Below are 20179 nucleotides of genomic sequence, written 5' to 3'. Positions count from 1 at the left end.
AATATCCTTGCTAAATAATGAGGGACAATCCGCCCCTCAATAAAGTTATTGTGCTAATGCTGCTTTTTCTTTTGCTTTACGTTCATGAATTGCACGTTCACCTAGCAGTGCATAAACAAAGCACACAATAGATGTCACACAAGAACCAACTAGAATAATAAAGCCGCCATCCCAGCCATAAAGATCAACGGTGTAGCCAAGCACAGCATTTGCCGCAACCGCACCACCAAGATAACCAAATAGACCTGTTAAACCTGCCGCAGTACCTGCTGCTTTCTTCGGTGCAAGCTCAAGCGCATACAAACCAATTAACATAACAGGACCATAAATTAAGAAGCCGATAGCAATAAGCGCTAGCATATCAATGGTTGGGTTGCCTGCTGGGTTAAACCAGTAAACCAATACAGCCAGCGTTACCAACACCATAAATAAAATACCGGCAGGTGCACGACGCCCTTTAAAGAGCTTATCGGAAATCCAACCACACAATAAGGTGCCAGGAATACCAGCCCACTCATACAAAAAGTAAGCCCATGATGTTTTATCGACAGAAAAACCTTTCGCTTCTTTTAGATATACTGGTGCCCAATCTAGCACCCCGTAGCGGATCAGATAAACAAAGGCATTAGCAATCGCAATTGACCAAAGTAACTTGTTATTAAAGATATATTTAAAGAAGATTTCTTTCGCCGTCATTTCCGTTTCAAACGACTTATCGTAACCTTCAGGGTAATCATCTTTATATTCTTCGATTGGTGGTAAACCACATGACTGAGGCGTATCACGCACGGTTAACCAAACAAAAAATGCGACTAGCAAAGCAAAAAGAGCGGGCACATAAAAAGCTGTACGCCAGTCGTCATTAAATGCCCAAAGGCCAAGGATAAACATTGGACCGATTAAGCCACCACCCACGTTGTGAGCAACGTTCCATACCGATACTATTTCGCCGCGTTCTTTACGAGACCACCAATGCACCATGGTCCGTCCACACGCAGGCCAGCCCATTCCTTGGAACCAACCATTTAGAAATAATAAGATGAACATGGCAGCCACACTACCCGTCGCCCATGGCATAAAGCCAAAGCAGAGCATGACCAACGAGGACATAACCAGTCCAGCCGTTAAAAAGTATCTTGGGTTAGAACGGTCTGACACATTCCCCATTAAGAACTTCGATAAGCCATAAGCAATAGACACCGCAGCCAAAGCAACACCAAGCTCTCCACGGCTGAATCCTTCATCAATTAAATATGGCATTGCCAAACTAAAGTTCTTACGGACGAGGTAGTAACCTGCATAGCCGAAGAAAATACCGAAAAATAACTGCCATCGCAGACGAGAATAGGTGCTATCGACCTTACCATTTTCTAAAGGTGCGATATGCGCCTTCGGTTTGAATATCCCAAACATCAGAGCCTCATTGTTATCCATACATCACTAAAACGAACATTTTCGCTCACAAGCGAAACTCGGTGAATTGTATGGATATAAAATTAAATTTCTGTGACTAAGGTTTAATTAGTGTTAATAAATGGAATATATGACCAGCTAAATATACCCATTAGGGACAAAATCACGCTTTCAACAGATAAAGTAATCATAGACACTCTATTGATAACGAAAATAATCGCTCATAAAACAATCAAAAACTTTGACTCGAAGTAGTATTACTGGAAATAGACGCACGAAATAAAGTTAGTGTTCACGTAGCAGAATAAAACAGTAAATGAATTGATAGGCTTTGATATCAAATTTGATTAACAATCTTGACAGTACATAACAATTCAACTCCACCGACATATCATCAAAAAACAACCAAAAGCCAGATAACTTAGCACTCATCAATTGTTTTGCTTAAATTTGTCTCATTTTTGATACAAATTTAAAACTTAAACATATATTTTATATGCCACTTATATATTATATCTATTGCGTATCTTTGAAACATGTCGCCCATTCTCTAATCTTGATTAAGGATGCTACGTGATGAAAAAACTTCTTTTTGTTGCACTCTCTTTTTTACTATTTTCAGCTCCATCATTCGCTGCATATACAAACTATACAGTGCTAAACAGTACGCCAGGTACGGTTGACCTTGTTTTAGAAGGACCATTTTGTGAGCAGCACTTTCTCGGCGAGATACAACCTTCTGAATTGAGGCAGGATAACGTAACCAGAGGAGTTTGCATGCTTGCAAGGATCGATGGAGCGATCCATATGGATGATGGTGTTGTCGTCCCCTTAAAATACAGATCACCTGGCACAACGTATGGTCAGTTCATTGTTGTCGCAAAACAAGAAGAAGGTAAGTGGAGTGGGAAAATAATGCCGTTCGATGATTTGGATGGATTTCCAGCCCCAAAATAGATCAAATATTAATAACTAAATAACGCTTCATAGAACATCAAAAAATACAATTAAAGGGTCCACACAAAAGCCAGCATATATCATGCTGGCTTTTTGTTTATTTCGCTATTGGTGGATTAATCGTTACCTTACTCTTATCGAGTAAAATACTGTAATAACAAAAACACATACCCCATTTTTAAAATTAAGGATTAATTAAGTCGCTCTGAGCTTTCAATCTTCTCTTTCATAAAATCAATAAAGCATCGGATCTTTAATGAAACATAACGATTGTTAGTATAAATAGCATGAAAAGGTAATGGTTGAGTTTTATAAGACGGCATTAACTGTTTTAATCGACCAGCTTTTATTTCATTATCGACCATCCAAACAGGTAATAACGCAATGCCAACACCATCAAGTACAGAGCGTAAAATAGCATCACAACTATCGCTCTTAAAATTGCCACTTACCGAGACCGATTTTTTGATCTTTTTATTATAAAAATTCCAATTATTCATGGTCGAAGAAAGCGAATAAATAATGCAATTATGTTGATTAAGATCTTCTGGTGTTACTGGCTCTCCGTATTTCGTAATATAAGCAGAAGAGGCAACGAGAATATTAGGGTTATCAAATAATCGCCTTGCTATTAATGAAGAGTCTTCTAATTCTCTGGCTCGAATTGCAACATCAACACCTTCACTAATAATATCGACATGTTTATCACTTAACGTTAAATCTACACTTATATCAGGATAACGCGCTAAAAATTCAGAAATAATAGGCGCAATAAAAATATTGCCGAAGGTAATAGGTGCTGCGATTTTAATTAACCCTTGAGGTAATGCTCGATGTGCTCGCACATTAGATTCCGCCTCATCTAATTCACTAATAATAGCAACACATCGTTCATAATATTCAGCGCCAACCTCAGTTAAAGCAAGGTCTCGACTGCTTCTTGTCAGCAGTTTACCTTCTAGCTTATGCTCCAACGCAGCTATTTTTTTACTTATTGTTGCTTGAGTTGTATTTTGCTCACGCGCAGTAGCCGAAAAGCTCCCGGTTTGTACAACACGAATAAAGGCTCGCATTGCGCCTAATTGATCCATTACCTACCCCATGCATTACACCCTTATTCAAGATAAAGACATAATGGCACATTTTCTGGCTCTTTTGGATTCCAAAATGGAATAGATGGTATTCATTTTATCAGTCTGACATTCCTTTCTGTGTCGGTATATAGTCACCCCCTCACGCAGTAACCACACGCAATCATCATCCAACATAAAACCGATGTGCCTACTGTGAACGATATAAAAGCGAGAAAGGTAACCTGTAATGACACAAGATATTTTATTTAGCCCCTATCAACTTAGTCAGGATCTGATCTTAAAAAATCGTATTGTTATGGCGCCAATGAGCCGATGCATGGCGACAGACGATTTCATCCCAACACCTGAGATGGCTGACTATTATGCTCGTCGAGCTAGTACGGGATTGATCATTACTGAATGTACAATGATATCGCCAACCGCGCAGGGTTACCCTAATTCGCCCGCTATTTTTAACCAAGAACATGTTGCAGGCTGGAAGCAAGTTACACAAAAAGTGCATGAAAATGGCGGTAAAATATTTGCCCAATTGTGGCATACAGGCCGAGTATCACACCCTATTTACCTTAATGGAAACAAGCCATTAGCCCCTTCAGCGGTTGCTCTTACAGGGCGTGTAAAGCGTACGGACAATTTGCAGTATGAAGAGCCAAAAGAAATGACGCCTGCTGATATTCAGACTGTGATTAACGATTTTGCGAAAGCCGCAATATATGCCAAAGAAGCAGGGTTTGATGGCGTTGAAATACATGCTGCTAATGGCTATTTATTAGATCAATTTCTCCATTGGGATACGAATCGTCGTAGCGATCATTGGGGGCAAAACCCCGAGAATATGAGCCGTATTTTATTTGATGTCATCAATGCCGTTAAACAGCAAATTCAATTCGTAGGGGTACGCTTATCACCTGTTGCTTATTTGAATATTGAACATGACGATCGCGATAAACCCGTTTTTGATTATGTATTAGAGCAATTAAATCAATATGACTTGGCATACGTACATACCGGTATGTTCGATGACAGCTATCAAGATCATTTACAAAGCACTGTTACACAATATATTCGTCAACATTATCATGGCAGCGTTATTGCCTGCGGCGGTTATAACTCAGAGAGTGCGAGAGAGGCACTACTTAATAATGATGCTGATTTAGTGGCTATAGGTCGCCCGTTAATTGCTAACCCTGATTACGTTGAAAAAACACGTCAAAACAAAAACCTAACACAGTACGATGTAAGTATGTTAAACACACTCGTCTGAACAATATCGCCAGCATAAGCTATGCTGGCTTTTTGTTTATTTCGCTATTGGTAACTTAACCGTTACCTTGCTCTTCTAGCGTGAAATGATGCTTTTCAGATAAGGGCTTTATCTCTATTTTAATTGCCCTGCCACGCTCTCCTTTCCAACAATCCAAACAAGCAATAACAGTAATTTATAAGCCTAAACCACTTGTAGTACATAAGATAGCCAACTGTTTTATAAAACCTGACGGATATCTAATTTTCTAGACAACGCACTGTGAAAGCTCTGAATTATCGGATAAAAACATCGGCAATTATCAGAGGGTGGGTTGTTGATAGTAGCAACACGAAAACAACGCCTTGAAAGGGTAATTTCTACGTCATCTTACTTATCATAATAAGGCTCAGCGTATTTTTAGTAGGAACCGTAGTGATAAATTGCATAGTAAATTGGAGAGTTCAAACATATGAGTGATAAAAAGTTAGTCGATTGGTATATAAAATCTCAACCAATTTTTAAAAGGTTAGCAGGTAAGGTCGAGTCTTTTTTGATCGAATATTTTGAAATGAACTCTATTGGTTATCATATAGTCACATCTAGAGTTAAGACTATTGAGAGCGTAAGGGATAAAGGAAAATCTGCAAAATACAGTGACCCAATCAATCAAATTCAGGATTTTGCTGGTATCAGAATTATTACCTATGTAGAAGATGAAATTACGACTATCCAAAGAATAATTGAAGAAAACTTCGATATTGATGAAAAAAATAGTTCCAATAAGTCTAAAGCTTTAGGTTTAGATAGAGTCGGTTATCAATCTGTTCACTACGTTGCTAAATTGAAAGAAGATAGGTTAAAGCTACCAGAATATAAGCAGTATGAAGGCAAGTGTTTTGAAATTCAAATCAGAACGATCCTTCAGCATGCGTGGGCTGAAATAGAGCATGATCGTAACTATAAATTTAGTGGAAAGCTACCTGATGAACTTAGTCGTAGATTCAAAATTCTAGCTGGAGTGCTTGAACTAGCAGATAAAGAGTTTAATGCAATTTCTAAACAAATTGATGATATATCAGCTAGTGTAGATGAAGGAACAAGAACCGGAAACTTAGAAATACCAATATCTTCAACAACATTAAGTCAGTATTTACACACTAGATTTGCATCGTTAATTGAAGAGTTAGGTACACCGACACATGACACAGGTGGTATCCTTGTTAAAGAATTAAATACCTTTGGAGTGAACACATTAAGTCAACTAGAATCAATAATCCCTGAAGACATAGAGAAATACTATAAGGCATCATCGGATGGTGGGCTACACGAGTGGGGAATGGTTAGGAGTTTGATGCTTTTCCATGATTATAAAAAGTATGGTGAGATGATGTTGGCACAAGGTGATAGCAGCGACTGGTGCAATTCAAGTAGACATATAGATCATGAATTTGAGATGGAATATTTTAAAAAATATGGTGTTGACTGGGAAGAAATAGAAAGAAAATACAACTTTTCCTATGATAGTGAGCATAATGTAGTAAATAGCTAACAAAAAAGTCAAAAGTGATTCACTATACTTAAAATTAGGTCTTAACACTGTTTAATTTATTCTGCGTTCGCTATAGCTCCTAATATTTACCAGACTAAATACAACACGATGAGAAAGACATTTAAAATCAGTTTGTTAATCAATGCATATAAATAAACTCACGATTAAATAGCAATTCCCCAACAAAAAAGCCAGCACTAACATGCTGGCTTTTCGTTTATTTAGCTATTGGTAAGCTTATAGCTTATCCCATGCGTCAGCCCAGTATTGGCTTGAACCCGGTGCGTATGAAGCATTTGCACACCAGCCTGTGTAAGGCCATGGTTTACATTGGTATACGTTACCGTCTGTACCTAATACTTGGTCGCCCGCTTGGTACGCTTTACCCGCTTCATAAGCAGGAACGTCGGTTACTGGTGGCTCAACTGTTTCTTGCTCTTCTAATACAAACTGGTGACGTGATTCCACTTGCTCATCTTTTGATTTGGCGATCATGCGTAGTGAGTGTTTACCTTCTGAAACGTTATCAAGTACCAGTTTAATTGCGCTGTTAGCTGTAAAATCTGCCGTGAAGTTACCGCCGTTTACTGGGTAGCCCATTGCGTCAATCACATCAATCTGTACAGAGCTGGCTTTGTTCGCGGTGTAATTCAGGTTCAGTGTCGCTGTGCCGTTAGTGATCTTGTAGCTGCTGTTTACGCCAGATAGAGATGCGGTGAAATCTGCTTCTGGTTGTGGTGGTACAACGCCGCCACAGTCGCTATCGCCTGCTTCACGCCAAACGCCCCACTCACCCGTTGTGCCTGGTTCGTCACCTTGTGTCCACCAGCCAGCTTGCCAATCTTTACCGTTATGGCTAACTACATCACCTTCAACGTAAGTTGCATCCGCTTTCCATGGGTTAGTACATACGATAGATCCATCGTTAACAACCACAGTACGCTTCACGGTTACTGTTTGGTTTGCGCTGTCTGTGATTGAGTAAACAAGTTCGTATTGACCCGCAACCGCAGTGTTTACTGTGCCAGATACTTTGATGTTTACCGTTAGATCGCCATCTTCTGCATCCGATGCTGATACACCAGCCATTACATCAAAGTTTTCACCGATTTTCACAACTGCATTTGCCACACCAGCGAAGGTTGGTAATGCGCTAAATACGGTTACTTTACGTGGTGATACGGTTTCATTGTTGTCTGAATCTGATACTGAGTAAGTTAGTACATACTCGCCTACACGTTGCGTATCTACCGAGCCTGATACGTTAATTGCAGATGTTAGTGTGCCGTCTTCTTTGTCTGTTGCTGTTACGCCAGCCATTGCATCAAAACTTGTGCGGTGCTGAACGCGAGCATCCGTTACACCCATGATCACAGGTTTACCCGGTTGAACAACTGGTGGTACTTGGCTGTGAATGAACGGGCCGTAAGTGTTAATAAAGCTGCTGTTGTACGCTTGACCTGCTTTGTTAGTACCAATATCCCAGTTGATAGACCATGTCATTACACCACGTAGTGGCTGAGATTGTGCTTCAAGGCGTTTGAATGCATTAAACAAATCTTGTGGATCTTGCACGTAACCTGTTGCTGCGGCATCAATGTTAGTTGGAATACCAAAAACAAGTTTGTCGTGTGGGATCTTAGTGAAACCACGAGTACCGTTGATCAAGGAATCAGACATGTAATAGATGAACTCTTCTTTTAGCTCATCTTTACTTTGTGCAATCCAGCCAATGCCTTCAACGTAAACGCCGTCACCACCTTGGTTATAAAACTGTGGGTTGATCCAGTCGTAGTAACCTTCAAGACCTGTGATGTAAGGAATGTATTTGCCAGATTCTGTTAGGTACGGGAATTCTGGTGCCATGGTAATAAGGAAGTTTTTACCTTGTGCACGGTAGTGATCTTTAACCATACGTAGTGCTGCTGGAATAACTGTTTGGTTATCAGCCGCATCAATCGCTGCTTGCTCAAGGTCGATATCTAGACCATCGAAACCGTATAAATCGGTTAAACGAATGATTTCATCAGCGAATGCTTGCTCGTCGCCTGTTTTCATTTCAACGTGCGCATCAGCGCCACCTAGTGCGATAAGCACAGAGCGACCTTGATCGTTAAGCTCTTTAATTTGGTCGATGAATTGCTGCTCTGTTAACCCCGTTTCCGCATCTAAATGAAACGTAGGAATACGGCCTTCAGCCACGTCGTAAACTTTCATGAAAGAAACATCAACCACGTTATACATTGGGTTAATGTCTTTTAGTGACATCGCAGGTGCGTTACCCATTTTATAACCTTGGCCGTCAGCCCAGTTATGCCAGTAACCCACAACAACCCCGCCTTCTGGGTTAACCATTTTGTCACCAGCGTGAGCGGTAAAGCTAATTGCGCAAGACAGTGCCACTGCACTCAATGCAAATAGAGATGTTTTTTTCATTTTATTACTCATAAATCGACATTGGATAGGCGTGTACTTTAATAAGAGCGCCTAAGATGCGTGGAGCATAACGGAGCTTGTATAATTTCAACTTTTCGAGATGTAACAGAAAGTTATTACGGCACGCGGAAGCGGTCTTTGATTGGTTCAAATTTGTGACATAGCTATCGTTATTTTTTTGGCGACACCAATATAGAACAGCGTTCAAAATTTAGATCTGCTTTCAGAAAAATATTGCTTTTTGATAACCAACGATACTTTTTTGACGCGAAGAAGATCAAATCAGCAGATGACTAATAACTTGAAGAAATTAAAAACAATAACGTAATACTAATTGCGAATATTTACTCGTTACACTTTGTAACATTTACAGTGCAATTACGCAGAAAATCTGCCTACCAACGGATGTAAAAAGTGTTGGTCGCGTGGGAATAACAAGAAGAGAGTCGTCACTAGATAGAATAGGCAGCAAGTAGAAGGAGTGCTTCTACTTGCTGGACCATTAAGCGGCTTGAACTGCGCCTTTTTTGAAGAATTTCAGGGTTTCTCTAAGCCCCAGTTGCAACGCTAAACAAATAGACGCGGTAACAACAATGGTTGCCCCTGACGGTAAATTCATCTGGTAAGAGAAAATCAACCCCGTTAACGTAAAGCCAAGACACCATAAAATACTGTGACAAATCATGGATAACATGGATTTTGTATATTGAGCCGCCATATACGCTGGCATAGTTAACAGCGCCATCACCAGTACAATACCCACCACTTTCACTAAGATCACGCTAGCAATTGCCACCAGCACTAATAATGATAAGTACATGCGTTTTACTTTTACGCCTTTACTCTGCGCAAAATCAGCATCAAACGACATCAAGACTAGCGAACGATAGTTATAAATCGTGTAGGCACCAATGATCAGGACACTGCCCCCCATTAGGTATAACGTCGAGACTGGAACGGTGAGAATGCTACCAAACAGGTAACTGCTTAAATCTGCCCCATACCCCGGTGTTAACGCCATTAAAATGATGCCGATTGCCATGCCTAACGACCAAATCAGACCGATAAAAATATCTAACTGCTCTAGTTTACGCTGACTTAGCGCCCCTAATAACAAAGCATTAATCGAAGTAAATACCAAGGTTGTTGGCATTACCGCTGTACCTGCATAGAAAGCTAATCCCACACCACCGTATGCCGTGTGAACAATACCACCTGAGAGAAATACTAATCGATTGGTTACGACTAATACGCCAATAATGCCGGCAACAATGCTAACAAGCACTGCTGCAATTAATGCATGTTGAATAAAGTTATATTGTAAGAGCTCGATCATACTAAAGCAGGACTTGGTTCGTTATTGGATGTGGTTGACTGAACAAGATCTTTAATAAAATGGCTGTTCACGCCGTATAAGTGTTGCAACATATCAGACGTTAATGCCTTACTCTGCTGCACTTTCATAGTTTGGTTTAGCCCTAAAATCACATCAATCTGATACTCTAAAATACTCATGTCATGACTTACCACCAATACCGCAACATCTTTGGGCAGCGCTGATAACAAGGCAAAAAACTGTGCTGTCATGCTTGGATCAACATTACTGGTTGGCTCATCAAGTATTAATAACTTAGGTTGAGCAATTAACGCTCTAGCTACTAACACACGTTGACGCTGTCCGCCTGAAAGATCTTTAAACAGCGTATTCTCTATATGCTCGATATGCATTTGTTGTAATGCTTGGGTTAATAAGGCTGACAGCAATTTCTTATCTTTTAGCTGCGCAGCATTTGCCCCCATTAATACAACGTCTTTTACGGTGACAGGTAATATTGGATTCAATTTATATTGTTGAGGAACATACCCAATAAGCGCTGGATGGCGACCGGGATGGTCGCCAAACAGTGCTAGATTGCCCTGATAACCCGATAATATACCCAGTAGTAGTTTGACTAATGTCGTTTTACCACCGCCATTGGGTCCAAGTAATGCACAACGTTGACCTTCGTAAAGCTCGAAGTTTATGTCAATTAATGCTTGATGGTTCTTATAAGCAAAACTGACATTCTGTACATCTACAATCTTTTTCATTTATTAACTCTTAGTGATTCACGTTAGATTCAAACGCGTTCGCAACAGTTAGCAAGTTATTACCCCAATCTTCTGCAAGTGGGTTAATTGCTACCACTTTGCCGCCAATTGCATTCGCAATAACTTTTGCTTGCTCTTTCGAGAATTGCGGCTCAATAAAGATAACTTTAATGTGCTGTTTCTTTGCTGTATCAATCAGTGATTTTAGACGTTGAGCACTGGCTTCTTTACCTTCATCTTGGATAGGAAGCTGACGTAAGCCGTAATCTGTCGCGAAGTAACCCCACGCTGGGTGGTAAGTCATAAATTGATTGTGTGCTGCTGGGATCTTCGCCGTAATAGCAATTAGAGCATCATCAATTTGATTGATCTTTTTAGAGAACTTCAGGTAATTTTCGCGATATTCTTGCTGATGCTGAGGATCAACCTTAATTAATGCATCACGAATGTTCATTGCTTGAATGCGCACAAGTGCTGGCGATAACCAAATGTGTGGGTCTTTAATGCCTGATGTTGCAGGAATACGCTCACCATCGTCGTTATAAGCCATTGGCATACGCTCAATGCCTTGCTGGGTATCAACAATCGTTAGATCTTTTGCTGAGCTTTTGAATTTGTTTAACCAGCTTTTTTCAAATGGCACACCGATAGAAAAGTAAAGTTTACTCTTGTTAAGTAACACAACTTGGTTTGGTGTTGGCTCGTAATCATCTGGCTCAGCACCCGCTGGCACCATTACATTGACATCAACATTTTGACCGCCAATTTCTTTCACAAAATACTTTTGTGGGGCAATACTTACTGTTACATCAATAGGCGCTTCTGCAGCCATTGCTTTTGATACTGAAAACAAGACGCACAGCGTTGTCATCAATGCTACAAATGAAGACTTCTTTTTCATCGATCTATTCCTAATCATGACATTATTAATCCCGAGTGAATAACTCAGGATTGTTATGTTATAACATTTCTTTATTTTTAATAGTTCGAATATATCTGAAAGAAGCAGTATTAATTAATTAATGACAATTTATTATTACTAAATGTATGAGCATTAAATAACATATAAATTTTCTCTATTTTATTTTTTAATTGAATATCAAAAAGATATTAAATTTATAGAAAACAAACTCACTTTTTTAAAATGATTAATTTAATTGATAATGAAATCTTAATTATCAATATTGATGATTGTTAATTAATGCTTATATTTAATTTGTCGTGAAATTAATACACCGTAATCTATATTATTTAGCATTATATATAATTTGATTGTTTAACTTGTCTTCCAACGCCGGATTGCACGGCGATAATTGCTACATAACGTATTTTTTAAAACAAAAAAGACCGCCACAGTGGGCGGTCATTTAGCTGTTAAGCTATATACACAACTGAGAGTCATGTAGAAATCTTATACGCATTAACTTAAAGGCTATGAATAAGTAACTTAGGGCTCCACACAAGTGACTGAGTACTTAACATCATTGCCATGTCCTCCGTCATATCCTGCGCCTTTAGCTCCGGTCGCAATGTTCACAGCTGTATAAAGAGGGATATCTTGAGACTTATCCACTTCACTACTCCAATACATACCCCCCTCATCTTTCCCATTATAACCATTAGCATCTTTGTTATAAGGCCAACCATAATTGGGACCGACATGCAAAGTCGAGAGAGTCTCCAACTCATCCACTGTTGGAAGCCTTCCACCGGCTTTTTTACAATAATCCTTAGCCTCAGACCAAGTCTTTAATTGACCAGGTGGTGCAATATATAACAGATTGTTATATGGAATTTGGCTGGCCTCCGCCTCTTTAATTGTTAATGTGAGGTTGTTGGAAGAACCTATACCGAGATAACTAGCACTAACCGATGTTTTGCTTCCGATAGCACCAACAGCTACAACTTTGTGCCCCTCCCACCAACTCCAATTATAATCATCTGGTATCGCAGTTATCGCTGCATTATTAGTGACATCTTCCGTCTGAAGTTTATCACTATCATCATGATATTTCGCAAGAACCTTAAAAGATCGCTCCTGACCTTTAGGTACATCTAGCAAATAATCAGCCTTAACCTCCACATTAGTAACATCTTCAGGACCAACAGTTAACTCAATGCTACCTTTCATTTCAGACGACGGTAGATGGCATGTAATAATACTAAACTGATTGGGATCACCGACAGCTCGAAAACGGGTTGGTGTATCTTCATCAATGTTCGTAAAGACGTCGCCATAACTACTTGCGCACTTTACCGAACCGGATATATCTTCCTCAAAACTTTGTGCATTACCATCAGTATCATCCCCTTTAAATGTACCCGTGACCTTTAACGTACGGCTTATATATCGCGGAACATCTTCGCTATCACCTTGTTTTAAATCGACTTTTATCTTCGTTAACTGAGCGTTTGTTATTTTAAGATTATAAGAATTAGATTTAATTTCTGGGTATCTATCGAGGTGAGCCGTGATGTCCGTTTGTTTAGTTGGATTACCAACCGCATGGAAAGCATTTTTGTTTTCCACAAAATCCTTAGAATTAGTAGATTCCCATTTCACTTGATCTGTAACATCTCTGTCAGACCAATCACCATCAAAAAAAGCCCTCGCACTAAATGACACAGTTAGTCCACGAGGTACCGAGGTGGATAAGTCAGTGCGAGTGGGTAAATCAACGTCTCTTCCAATATTGGGACTACTAGCAGCAATAACAATTTTCTTTAAAGTAGGGCTAGCGACTCTCAACGTTAAGGAGTCACTAGTCACACCTCGAAAACTCGCTGTCAATTCCGATGTATCTCCTATTTGGGTATTGTCTGAGTCTTGGGGTTCATAAGTAAAACCATGCTCGCTTTTTGTGTTATCAGCTTTTTTAAACGCCGATCCCGTCAACACCCATTCCACTTTAGTTTTGTCTGTTGTGTAAACGCCATTATTCCATTGGATCCTAGCCATAACAGAACTCTTAAAGCCCTCTGGTACATCATCTTCAGAATCTACAGAAGTATCATTCATTTTGATAATATCAATATTAAAAGGTTCGAGCTCTATAACGTTTAGAATTACATGGGTTTCAACCGTCGTACCATCCGGATTTGTCACGGTCGCTGTCAATGTGACTTTTCCACCATTTTTTGCCGTTGTAGATGCCGTAAAACTACCGAACACTACCCTCCCATCTTTTTTTGTAGGAGCTAGAAGCGAAGGGTCTGAGATAGACCAAACAACATTATCGACCACATGACGGGAGTTACCATCGCTGACTTGAGCCCATAGTGCAAAAGTAATTTGTTCACCATAAACTATGTCTCCATCACCTAAAACCACAGGCGTCGATGTCCGTTCTAAATCTAAATGAGTGATTTTAGAAGGCGCTGGTTCTGGGGAAGGAGGTATAGGGGTACTTGAGCCTCCGCCACCTCCTCCTCCGCAGCCCTGAAGGCTTATTGCGCATAGGAAAACTATAATTAGAGGGTAGATCTTCATACTGTTTGAATTCCTGACATTTATTAAAGGTTCTAAAGTGTGGCTCCCTCTTTGTCACTATTGAACCAAGTTTTATCGAGTAGCGGTAAATCCATCTCTACTTTGACTAAAAAAAGCTCATCGTAAATACTCATACAGAAAAGCTTTTGGTGCTATTTACATCGAAAGATTAAAAGTACGCTCGCACTTTTTACCATAAAGTTAAATTAAATAATGACACACTTTTATTGTGTCATCTGAATATTTAATAAGAGCTTAATCAATTACGTTAAGCCGATAGAATCCTGAAAAATACAGACTTATCATCTGTAATATTCATTGAACTTGAGAGACCCACCGCCAATTCTAGGCAAATGTGAAGCAGGCTCAACTGACAGAGAATTCATTATTGAAATAGATGGCAAACAGATTGTTGCAGACGCAGAAGGGCTAACAATTTACAACGACGGTACGGTGAATGAACTGATTATATCAAGCCAAGGTAACCACACTTATGCTGTTTACGATCTTGATAATAACTACCAATACAAAGGCAGCTTTGCACTCACCGCCGATGATGATAATGGCTTAGATGGTGCAAGTGAAACCGATGGTATTCATGCTGTTTCTACCACTATTAGTGATCGTTTCCCGAAAGGATTATTCCTTGTTCAAGATGGCTATAACGTTGATGCCTCGTATGACGATCAAAATCAAAACTTCAAAATTGCAGACTGGCGTGACATCGCCAACGCATTGAATAAATAATTAATATAAAAAGGGCTTTGAATTCATCTTCAAAGCCCTTTAAGTATTGTTATTTACTAATAGTCCTATCAAATTATTTCACCATGTTGTTGCTTTTGTACATTGGTGAGAAAACAGGTACGTATAGTTTGATAATTTTATTCATGATTGTAGACATGGTTAATTCCTCAGAAAATTAAGTATTAAGAAAGTTAAAACAGCACACAAAGTCAGGTTTTATAAGCTTCGACCTTGTTGCTATGTGGGGAATTATAATCAGGCAGACTTAATTTAAAAACGAGAAAAATACCAAATTAGCATTAGATTAACTAATGCGAATAAGTTTTCATTTTAACCTTATATTTATTTAAAAAAGAGTGACAAGAGTCACACTTAACCTATTGAAAACTAGGATTGGAAAGTAAAAAATCGCTGCTTACTGCCATTATAAGAGCGAATATAAGCGCCAATTTTTCTTTAAAAAAAAACGAACTCAACTTAAAAATGAGTTCGTTTAAAATTAAAATTTAGCTACTTAACCTGTTTTTTAATAGTGTTATTTGTCGAATATTTATCTCCATTAGTCAACAATATTAATGTCAGGGAAATGCTCCTTGACACACAAGGTGTAGTCACCTTGTTTTAGTGCTGAATAAGGTGTTTGGTAACCGACCAGCTTACAAGCATACGATTTTCCATCTGGCGTTTCTGATGACCAGCCCCAGTCTTGCTCCCAGTACGTCAGTGTCGCCCCTGCCCCTGCTTCAGAGAATTGCTTCATATTTTTACAACCCAGTACTTCATCAGGTGCAATCGGTACATGTAGGAACTGCGTAAAGTTTTCGTAATAATCAATACGATTTAAAGATTGCTGAATTTCCGTTGCACCACCACATTCCACACCACCATTGATGATCTGCGTTGTCACTCCGAATCCCGGCACTAAACCATCTTTTTTGTCCTGCTCATTGGGCTGCCAAGTGCCATCAATGACATGCAACATTGAAGGTTTTGGTGGTTGAGGGTAAACAAAGAAAAATAGTGCAGAAGCTAAGTTCAACCATGTATCCGCCACCATTTCGGGCTTATCAAGCAAGGTTCTCACCGTGCCAAACATGGCTTCAGAAAACGGACCATAGTTGTAGTTATAACTTAACTGTTTCGCACCACGGCCAAAGTATGATTTGAATTCTCCATTTTCAAACGTACCACAAGGCCAACGCTTACCTTGCCAGATCTCTGGATTACACTCACCGTTATATCCCCCTCGCATGGTTTCATCCCAGCCCATTTCACGCACATGAACTAAGGCTTGGCGCCATTCAGGTACATCCCAATGCGCTGTATGCCCTCCCGTTTCTTGGGCAAAGTGAGCGAAAATGGTTGCCAATGATTTGCGACAGATCGCATCAGAATCTCGACCATCATTATACTCACCACAAAATGCAGGGAATTTACCCACCGCTTGCAGAAAATGACGATAAGTGTATTCAGGTGCACGCTTAGGGAATAAGTATTCCCAAGTATGAGCATCGATGAGGTGTTCTACACGCTTAACGTTTTCTGGGTTGTTACTAGCACCCGGCATAATAGCTTCAACAATCGTATTATCACGGGTACGAATTGACTGCTTAACTTGTTCTAATAGCGGATCACTGGTTAGCTCTGCTTCTTTCGCATCAAGCTGTGCTTGCGTCACCGTGTAGCCATCAGGGTTTGGAGTGGGATCGGGATTCGGTGTCGGATCAGGATCTGGGGTTGGTTCTGGTGTCGGATTTGGGTTCGGTTCGACTTCATCTTCCGAAATCGCTTTCCAAGCATCAAACCATGCCGTTCCTTTACCCGGCTCATACGCCCATGCCGCACCTGAACACCACGGTGCGGTTGGCCCTTCTTTACAGCGATACAACTGGTTATCGTTTATAACAACGTCACCAGCTTTATAGGCTTTACCCGCAACATACGGTTCATAATCTCCAGAAATATCAGGCCCCGGTTCAGGGGTTGGATCTGGTTCCGGAGTCGGTGGTGGCGTCACACCATCACCTTCAGCAATCAGTTTCCATGGACTTTCCCATTCATGGTCAACTTTCTTGTTCGGTGCATCTCCTGCTGCAACCCACCACTTGGCTTCATAAAGGTGACCATTAAATGTCACTTGTTCGCCCGCCTGATAGGTAGATGTATGATCGTAAATCTCAGCACTAAATGCCGAAGCACTTAATGCGAATAAGGTGGAAATGGTAAGTAGTTTTAATTTCATAAGATCCCTCTTATATTCCTTAAATTAATAACTAGATGTGTTTGTCCTTATCACAGCTACATGCGCACTGTAATAATATGAAAAGGTGTTTATTGAGAAAGGGCTCACCCTAGCGCAGAGTGAGCCCTTGAAGGTTACTTACAATCCGATGAGCCGATGTTCACCCATACTGGATCCTGACCCGGTACAAGCCCTTTGCTCCAGTATTGAGATTGCCACATTGCGCCATCGTAGCTCGCTTTCGCACCACCACTGTAGGCAACGTCTTGGTTCCATGGCATAACAATATCAGACACTAACTTCCATTGATCCGCAGTTTGACTTGGCGCATTATTTTGCGTCCAGTACTTCGCTTCCCAAACAAGGTTATTGTGGCTAACTTTGTCACCTGTGTTGTAGATAATTGCCGCGCTCCATGCTGAATGATTCGCCGCATCCGGATCGGTTATTACATCGCAACTGCCATTGCCATTGTCGTCACCGCCGTTATTATCATCGCCACCATTATTGTTGTCATTGTCAGTATATTTTTTCACTGTCACTTCAGTAGCCGCATGCGCATCAAGTGAACCATCAGAGACTAAGACAGAAATCGTTTCTGTTGTTTTCTTATCCATGATAGGTGCTTTGAGTGTCAGTTCAGACGAACCTAAACCTGATACCACATCAAAGTTATAAGGAATGCTCCACGAATACGTCAGGGCATCATTATCTTGATCATTGGCGTTTGCGGTTAACGTAAACTGCTCACCACTGTCTACTTTCAGCTTTTTCACCATAGTTACAGTTGGTGCATGGTTTTGATGCTGAACCTTGTTTTCAACCGTAACCGTATCGGTTGCACTCAGACCTTCTGGATCTGTAACTGTTAGCTGGAATTGATAGCTGGTATCAACGTCAGTAACAGGAACATCAATGGTTGGCGCTACTGTTTTGTTATTTAAAATGCTTACTGTTGGGCCACTAATTTGTGTCCATGTATAGGTAATATCTTCACGTTCAGGATCGTAAGATTTACCAGCATCTAGCTCAACATAAACAGGGCCAACGACTTTTTGATCTGCACCTGCGTTGGCAATCGGTGGACGGTTTACTGGTGGTGTATCGCCACCATGTCCTAAACCTTCATGCACAGCATTCAACAAGTCACCATTATCAGAGTCAATCTCCCATGAGAATAAGCCGCCCAAGTTATGTTGTAAGACATACTGTGCTTTGGCCTTCACTGCGCGAGGCGTGTCGTAGGTGATCAACTCACCGGTAGTTGGATTCCACTGGTAAGAGGCTTCAGCTTGAGCATCGTAATGGCTTTCCCAACCATTGGTAGAACGGTTATTGACGATATCACGGTAATCAACCACACCGTCTTCCCACGTCCCTTTAACAGGCCCAGTTCCTTTTCCTGTCATTGGGTTATTGCCTTGAACGTCATGAACACCTTTCCAACCACGACCATAAAATGGTGTGCCCACGATGATCTTCTTGGGTTCAACGCCTTGGTTTAGCAGCGTTTTCACCGCTAAATCAACTGTGTGTTTAATTTCTGGTTGGTGGCTGCCGTTATACAGACCAGACTGGTGACCTAGGTTGTCATTGTTCCAAGCACCAAACATGTCATAACTCATCAAGAAGATATGATCCATGTATTGCTGAGCTTGGTTATAGTCAACACGATTAATACCTTTTTCTGACGCACCAATCGCTGACGATAGTTCATATTGACGACCAGTTTCCGCCGATAGCTCATCAAGCATTGCGCGTAACTCTTTCATCAAGGTTACATAGGTTTGTCCGTCTTTTTCTGGATTACCTAATGCTGGGTTTGCACCATCACCGCCAGGGAATTCCCAATCAATATCAACACCATCGAAGAACTTCCAAGTTTGAAGAAACTCTTTTACTGAATCGACAAACACTTTACGTTTTGCAGGATCGTCTAAGAAGAAGAAAGGATCGGAAAGCGTCCAGCCCCCAACAGAAGGAAGGATCTTCAAATCCGGATGCGCTTTTTTCAACGCCATCAATTGACCAAAGTTACCACGGTAAGGATCTGAGTGTTCACTCACTCCTTGCTGTGGTTTTGATATTGCAGCCCATGGGTCATGAATAGATACCTCAAAATCTTTTTGACCAACACACGCTTTTTGTAACGCGTTAAAGCTGCCAGCAATAGATTTTAAACTGTCATTAATGCCATCCCCACCACAAATAGGAGTAAAGCCATAAAGGATATGGGTAAGGTTTTGCGCTGGAATATCATCAACGGTGAATTTACGGCCATACACGCCCCACTCAACAAAATAACTTCCCACTACTTTTCCAGTGGTATTCGTATGCGGTTTGTTATTTTCTTTAAGCGGCGCATTTAATGGCTTTAAGTGACTACCGTCAGTATCCGCTACCATCAACTGTTTAGGTGCACTGGTACTACAGCCGTCATCGTTACATGCTTGGACTGTCATTTCATACGTGCCACCTTTTGATAGTTCAAAGGTTGCTGTATTACCCTGACCTTCCCAAACGACACGACCATCTAGTAATAGTTTAGAGTGCGTAACTTCGCCACTCCATACATCCCAGTTAACCGTTGCATTTATATGATCATGACGCGCTTTAACGATATTTTTATAGCTTGTCGCTTCGCTATCAATTTCGGTAAGCATATATTTATACTCACCCCACTCGATAGTTGGCACACCTGGTTTTGCTGCATGGGCAACATTGCTAGAAATTAAACTTCCAATGACTAATGCGATATATGAATTCTTCAATATAAACTCCGTTTTATTTATTATTGAATTAACTTTTATTTTATAAATGTTATTTCCCAAAAACAGCGCAACTTTATATTTTCCATATAAATAAAGCCACAAAGCAAAAATATAAAACCATATATTTAAAAAGTGTATAAATG

Annotated in this window: 13 protein-coding genes; 4 read left to right on the top strand and 9 right to left on the bottom strand. The window is 40.3% G+C overall.

Features of this window, described 5'->3' with window-relative positions; genetic code table 11:
* Window positions 1-45 precede the first annotated feature (45 nt).
* Window positions 46-1413, bottom strand: a complete 1368-nt coding sequence (glpT, locus tag CTN01_RS07525; protein WP_045149287.1) for a glycerol-3-phosphate transporter — start codon at window positions 1411-1413, stop codon at window positions 46-48.
* A 576-nt stretch (window positions 1414-1989) separates the two neighbouring features.
* Here glpT and CTN01_RS07520 point away from each other — a divergent pair.
* Window positions 1990-2370: a hypothetical protein gene (locus tag CTN01_RS07520; RefSeq protein WP_045149286.1), complete on the top strand. Its 381-nt coding sequence runs from the start codon at window positions 1990-1992 to the stop codon at window positions 2368-2370.
* Between the two features lie 191 nt (window positions 2371-2561).
* Here the strand turns inward: CTN01_RS07520 and CTN01_RS07515 are convergent, their stop codons facing one another.
* Window positions 2562-3461, bottom strand: a complete 900-nt coding sequence (locus tag CTN01_RS07515) for a LysR family transcriptional regulator (protein WP_045149284.1) — start codon at window positions 3459-3461, stop codon at window positions 2562-2564.
* A 229-nt stretch (window positions 3462-3690) separates the two neighbouring features.
* On the opposite strand from CTN01_RS07515, the gene CTN01_RS07510 reads away from it, so the two are divergent.
* Window positions 3691-4728, top strand: coding sequence for an alkene reductase (locus tag CTN01_RS07510; RefSeq protein WP_045149283.1), 1038 nt, complete (start codon window positions 3691-3693; stop codon window positions 4726-4728).
* A 451-nt stretch (window positions 4729-5179) separates the two neighbouring features.
* Window positions 5180-6259, top strand: coding sequence for a GTP pyrophosphokinase (locus tag CTN01_RS07505; RefSeq protein WP_045149282.1), 1080 nt, complete (start codon window positions 5180-5182; stop codon window positions 6257-6259).
* A 237-nt stretch (window positions 6260-6496) separates the two neighbouring features.
* On the opposite strand, the gene CTN01_RS07500 is transcribed toward CTN01_RS07505, so the two are convergent.
* From CTN01_RS07500 to CTN01_RS07480, 5 genes are all read right to left on the bottom strand, one after another.
* Window positions 6497-8695 carry an immunoglobulin-like domain-containing protein gene (locus CTN01_RS07500; RefSeq protein WP_045149280.1) on the bottom strand — a complete coding sequence of 733 codons (2199 nt, stop codon included), beginning with the start codon at window positions 8693-8695 and terminating at the stop codon, window positions 6497-6499.
* A 502-nt stretch (window positions 8696-9197) separates the two neighbouring features.
* Entirely contained in the window at window positions 9198-10031 is an 834-nt protein-coding gene (locus CTN01_RS07495) for a metal ABC transporter permease (protein ID WP_045149278.1), read from the bottom strand.
* Window positions 10028-10786, bottom strand: coding sequence for a metal ABC transporter ATP-binding protein (locus CTN01_RS07490; protein ID WP_005363886.1), 759 nt, complete (start codon window positions 10784-10786; stop codon window positions 10028-10030). The genes CTN01_RS07495 and CTN01_RS07490 overlap by 4 nt, the downstream gene beginning before the upstream one ends.
* Window positions 10787-10796: 10 nt before the next feature.
* Window positions 10797-11687, bottom strand: a complete 891-nt coding sequence (locus CTN01_RS07485) for a metal ABC transporter solute-binding protein, Zn/Mn family (protein ID WP_045083657.1) — start codon at window positions 11685-11687, stop codon at window positions 10797-10799.
* A 546-nt stretch (window positions 11688-12233) separates the two neighbouring features.
* Complete coding sequence (locus CTN01_RS07480; protein WP_045149277.1) at window positions 12234-14276, bottom strand: hypothetical protein; 2043 nt, start codon at window positions 14274-14276, stop codon at window positions 12234-12236.
* Between the two features lie 318 nt (window positions 14277-14594).
* Between CTN01_RS07480 and CTN01_RS07475 the strand changes: the two genes are divergently transcribed.
* On the top strand, window positions 14595-15023 hold the full coding sequence (locus CTN01_RS07475) for a phytase (RefSeq protein WP_244156061.1): 429 nt from the start codon (window positions 14595-14597) through the stop codon (window positions 15021-15023).
* Between the two features lie 559 nt (window positions 15024-15582).
* Here CTN01_RS07475 and CTN01_RS07470 read toward each other — a convergent pair.
* Together CTN01_RS07470 and CTN01_RS07465 are read right to left on the bottom strand one after the other, a co-directional pair.
* Window positions 15583-17265, bottom strand: a complete 1683-nt coding sequence (locus CTN01_RS07470; protein ID WP_045149275.1) for a glycoside hydrolase family 19 protein — start codon at window positions 17263-17265, stop codon at window positions 15583-15585.
* A 134-nt stretch (window positions 17266-17399) separates the two neighbouring features.
* Window positions 17400-20036 (bottom strand): glycosyl hydrolase family 18 protein, encoded by a 2637-nt coding sequence (locus CTN01_RS07465; protein WP_045149274.1) that lies wholly within the window; start codon window positions 20034-20036, stop codon window positions 17400-17402.
* Window positions 20037-20179 lie beyond the last annotated feature (143 nt).

Origin of the sequence: Photobacterium angustum, from assembly GCF_003026365.1 — a bacterium.
GTDB classification, from domain to species: Bacteria; Pseudomonadota; Gammaproteobacteria; order Enterobacterales; family Vibrionaceae; genus Photobacterium; species Photobacterium angustum.
This window is presented reverse-complemented; position numbering and strand designations above follow the sequence as displayed.

Bases quoted from the DNA above. Each gene is read 5' to 3' on its own strand.
- glpT (WP_045149287.1), bottom strand. From the start codon at position 1,413: ATGTTTGGGATATTCAAACCGAAGGCGCATATCGCACCTTTAGAAAAT.
- CTN01_RS07505 (WP_045149282.1), top strand. From the start codon at position 5,180: ATGAGTGATAAAAAGTTAGTCGATTGGTATATAAAATCTCAACCAATT.
- CTN01_RS07490 (WP_005363886.1), bottom strand. From the start codon at position 10,786: ATGAAAAAGATTGTAGATGTACAGAATGTCAGTTTTGCTTATAAGAAC.
- CTN01_RS07495 (WP_045149278.1), bottom strand. From the start codon at position 10,031: ATGATCGAGCTCTTACAATATAACTTTATTCAACATGCATTAATTGCA.
- CTN01_RS07510 (WP_045149283.1), top strand. From the start codon at position 3,691: ATGACACAAGATATTTTATTTAGCCCCTATCAACTTAGTCAGGATCTG.
- CTN01_RS07470 (WP_045149275.1), bottom strand. From the start codon at position 17,265: ATGAAATTAAAACTACTTACCATTTCCACCTTATTCGCATTAAGTGCT.
- CTN01_RS07520 (WP_045149286.1), top strand. From the start codon at position 1,990: ATGAAAAAACTTCTTTTTGTTGCACTCTCTTTTTTACTATTTTCAGCT.
- CTN01_RS07515 (WP_045149284.1), bottom strand. From the start codon at position 3,461: ATGGATCAATTAGGCGCAATGCGAGCCTTTATTCGTGTTGTACAAACC.
- CTN01_RS07500 (WP_045149280.1), bottom strand. From the start codon at position 8,695: ATGAAAAAAACATCTCTATTTGCATTGAGTGCAGTGGCACTGTCTTGC.
- CTN01_RS07480 (WP_045149277.1), bottom strand. From the start codon at position 14,276: ATGAAGATCTACCCTCTAATTATAGTTTTCCTATGCGCAATAAGCCTT.
- CTN01_RS07485 (WP_045083657.1), bottom strand. From the start codon at position 11,687: ATGAAAAAGAAGTCTTCATTTGTAGCATTGATGACAACGCTGTGCGTC.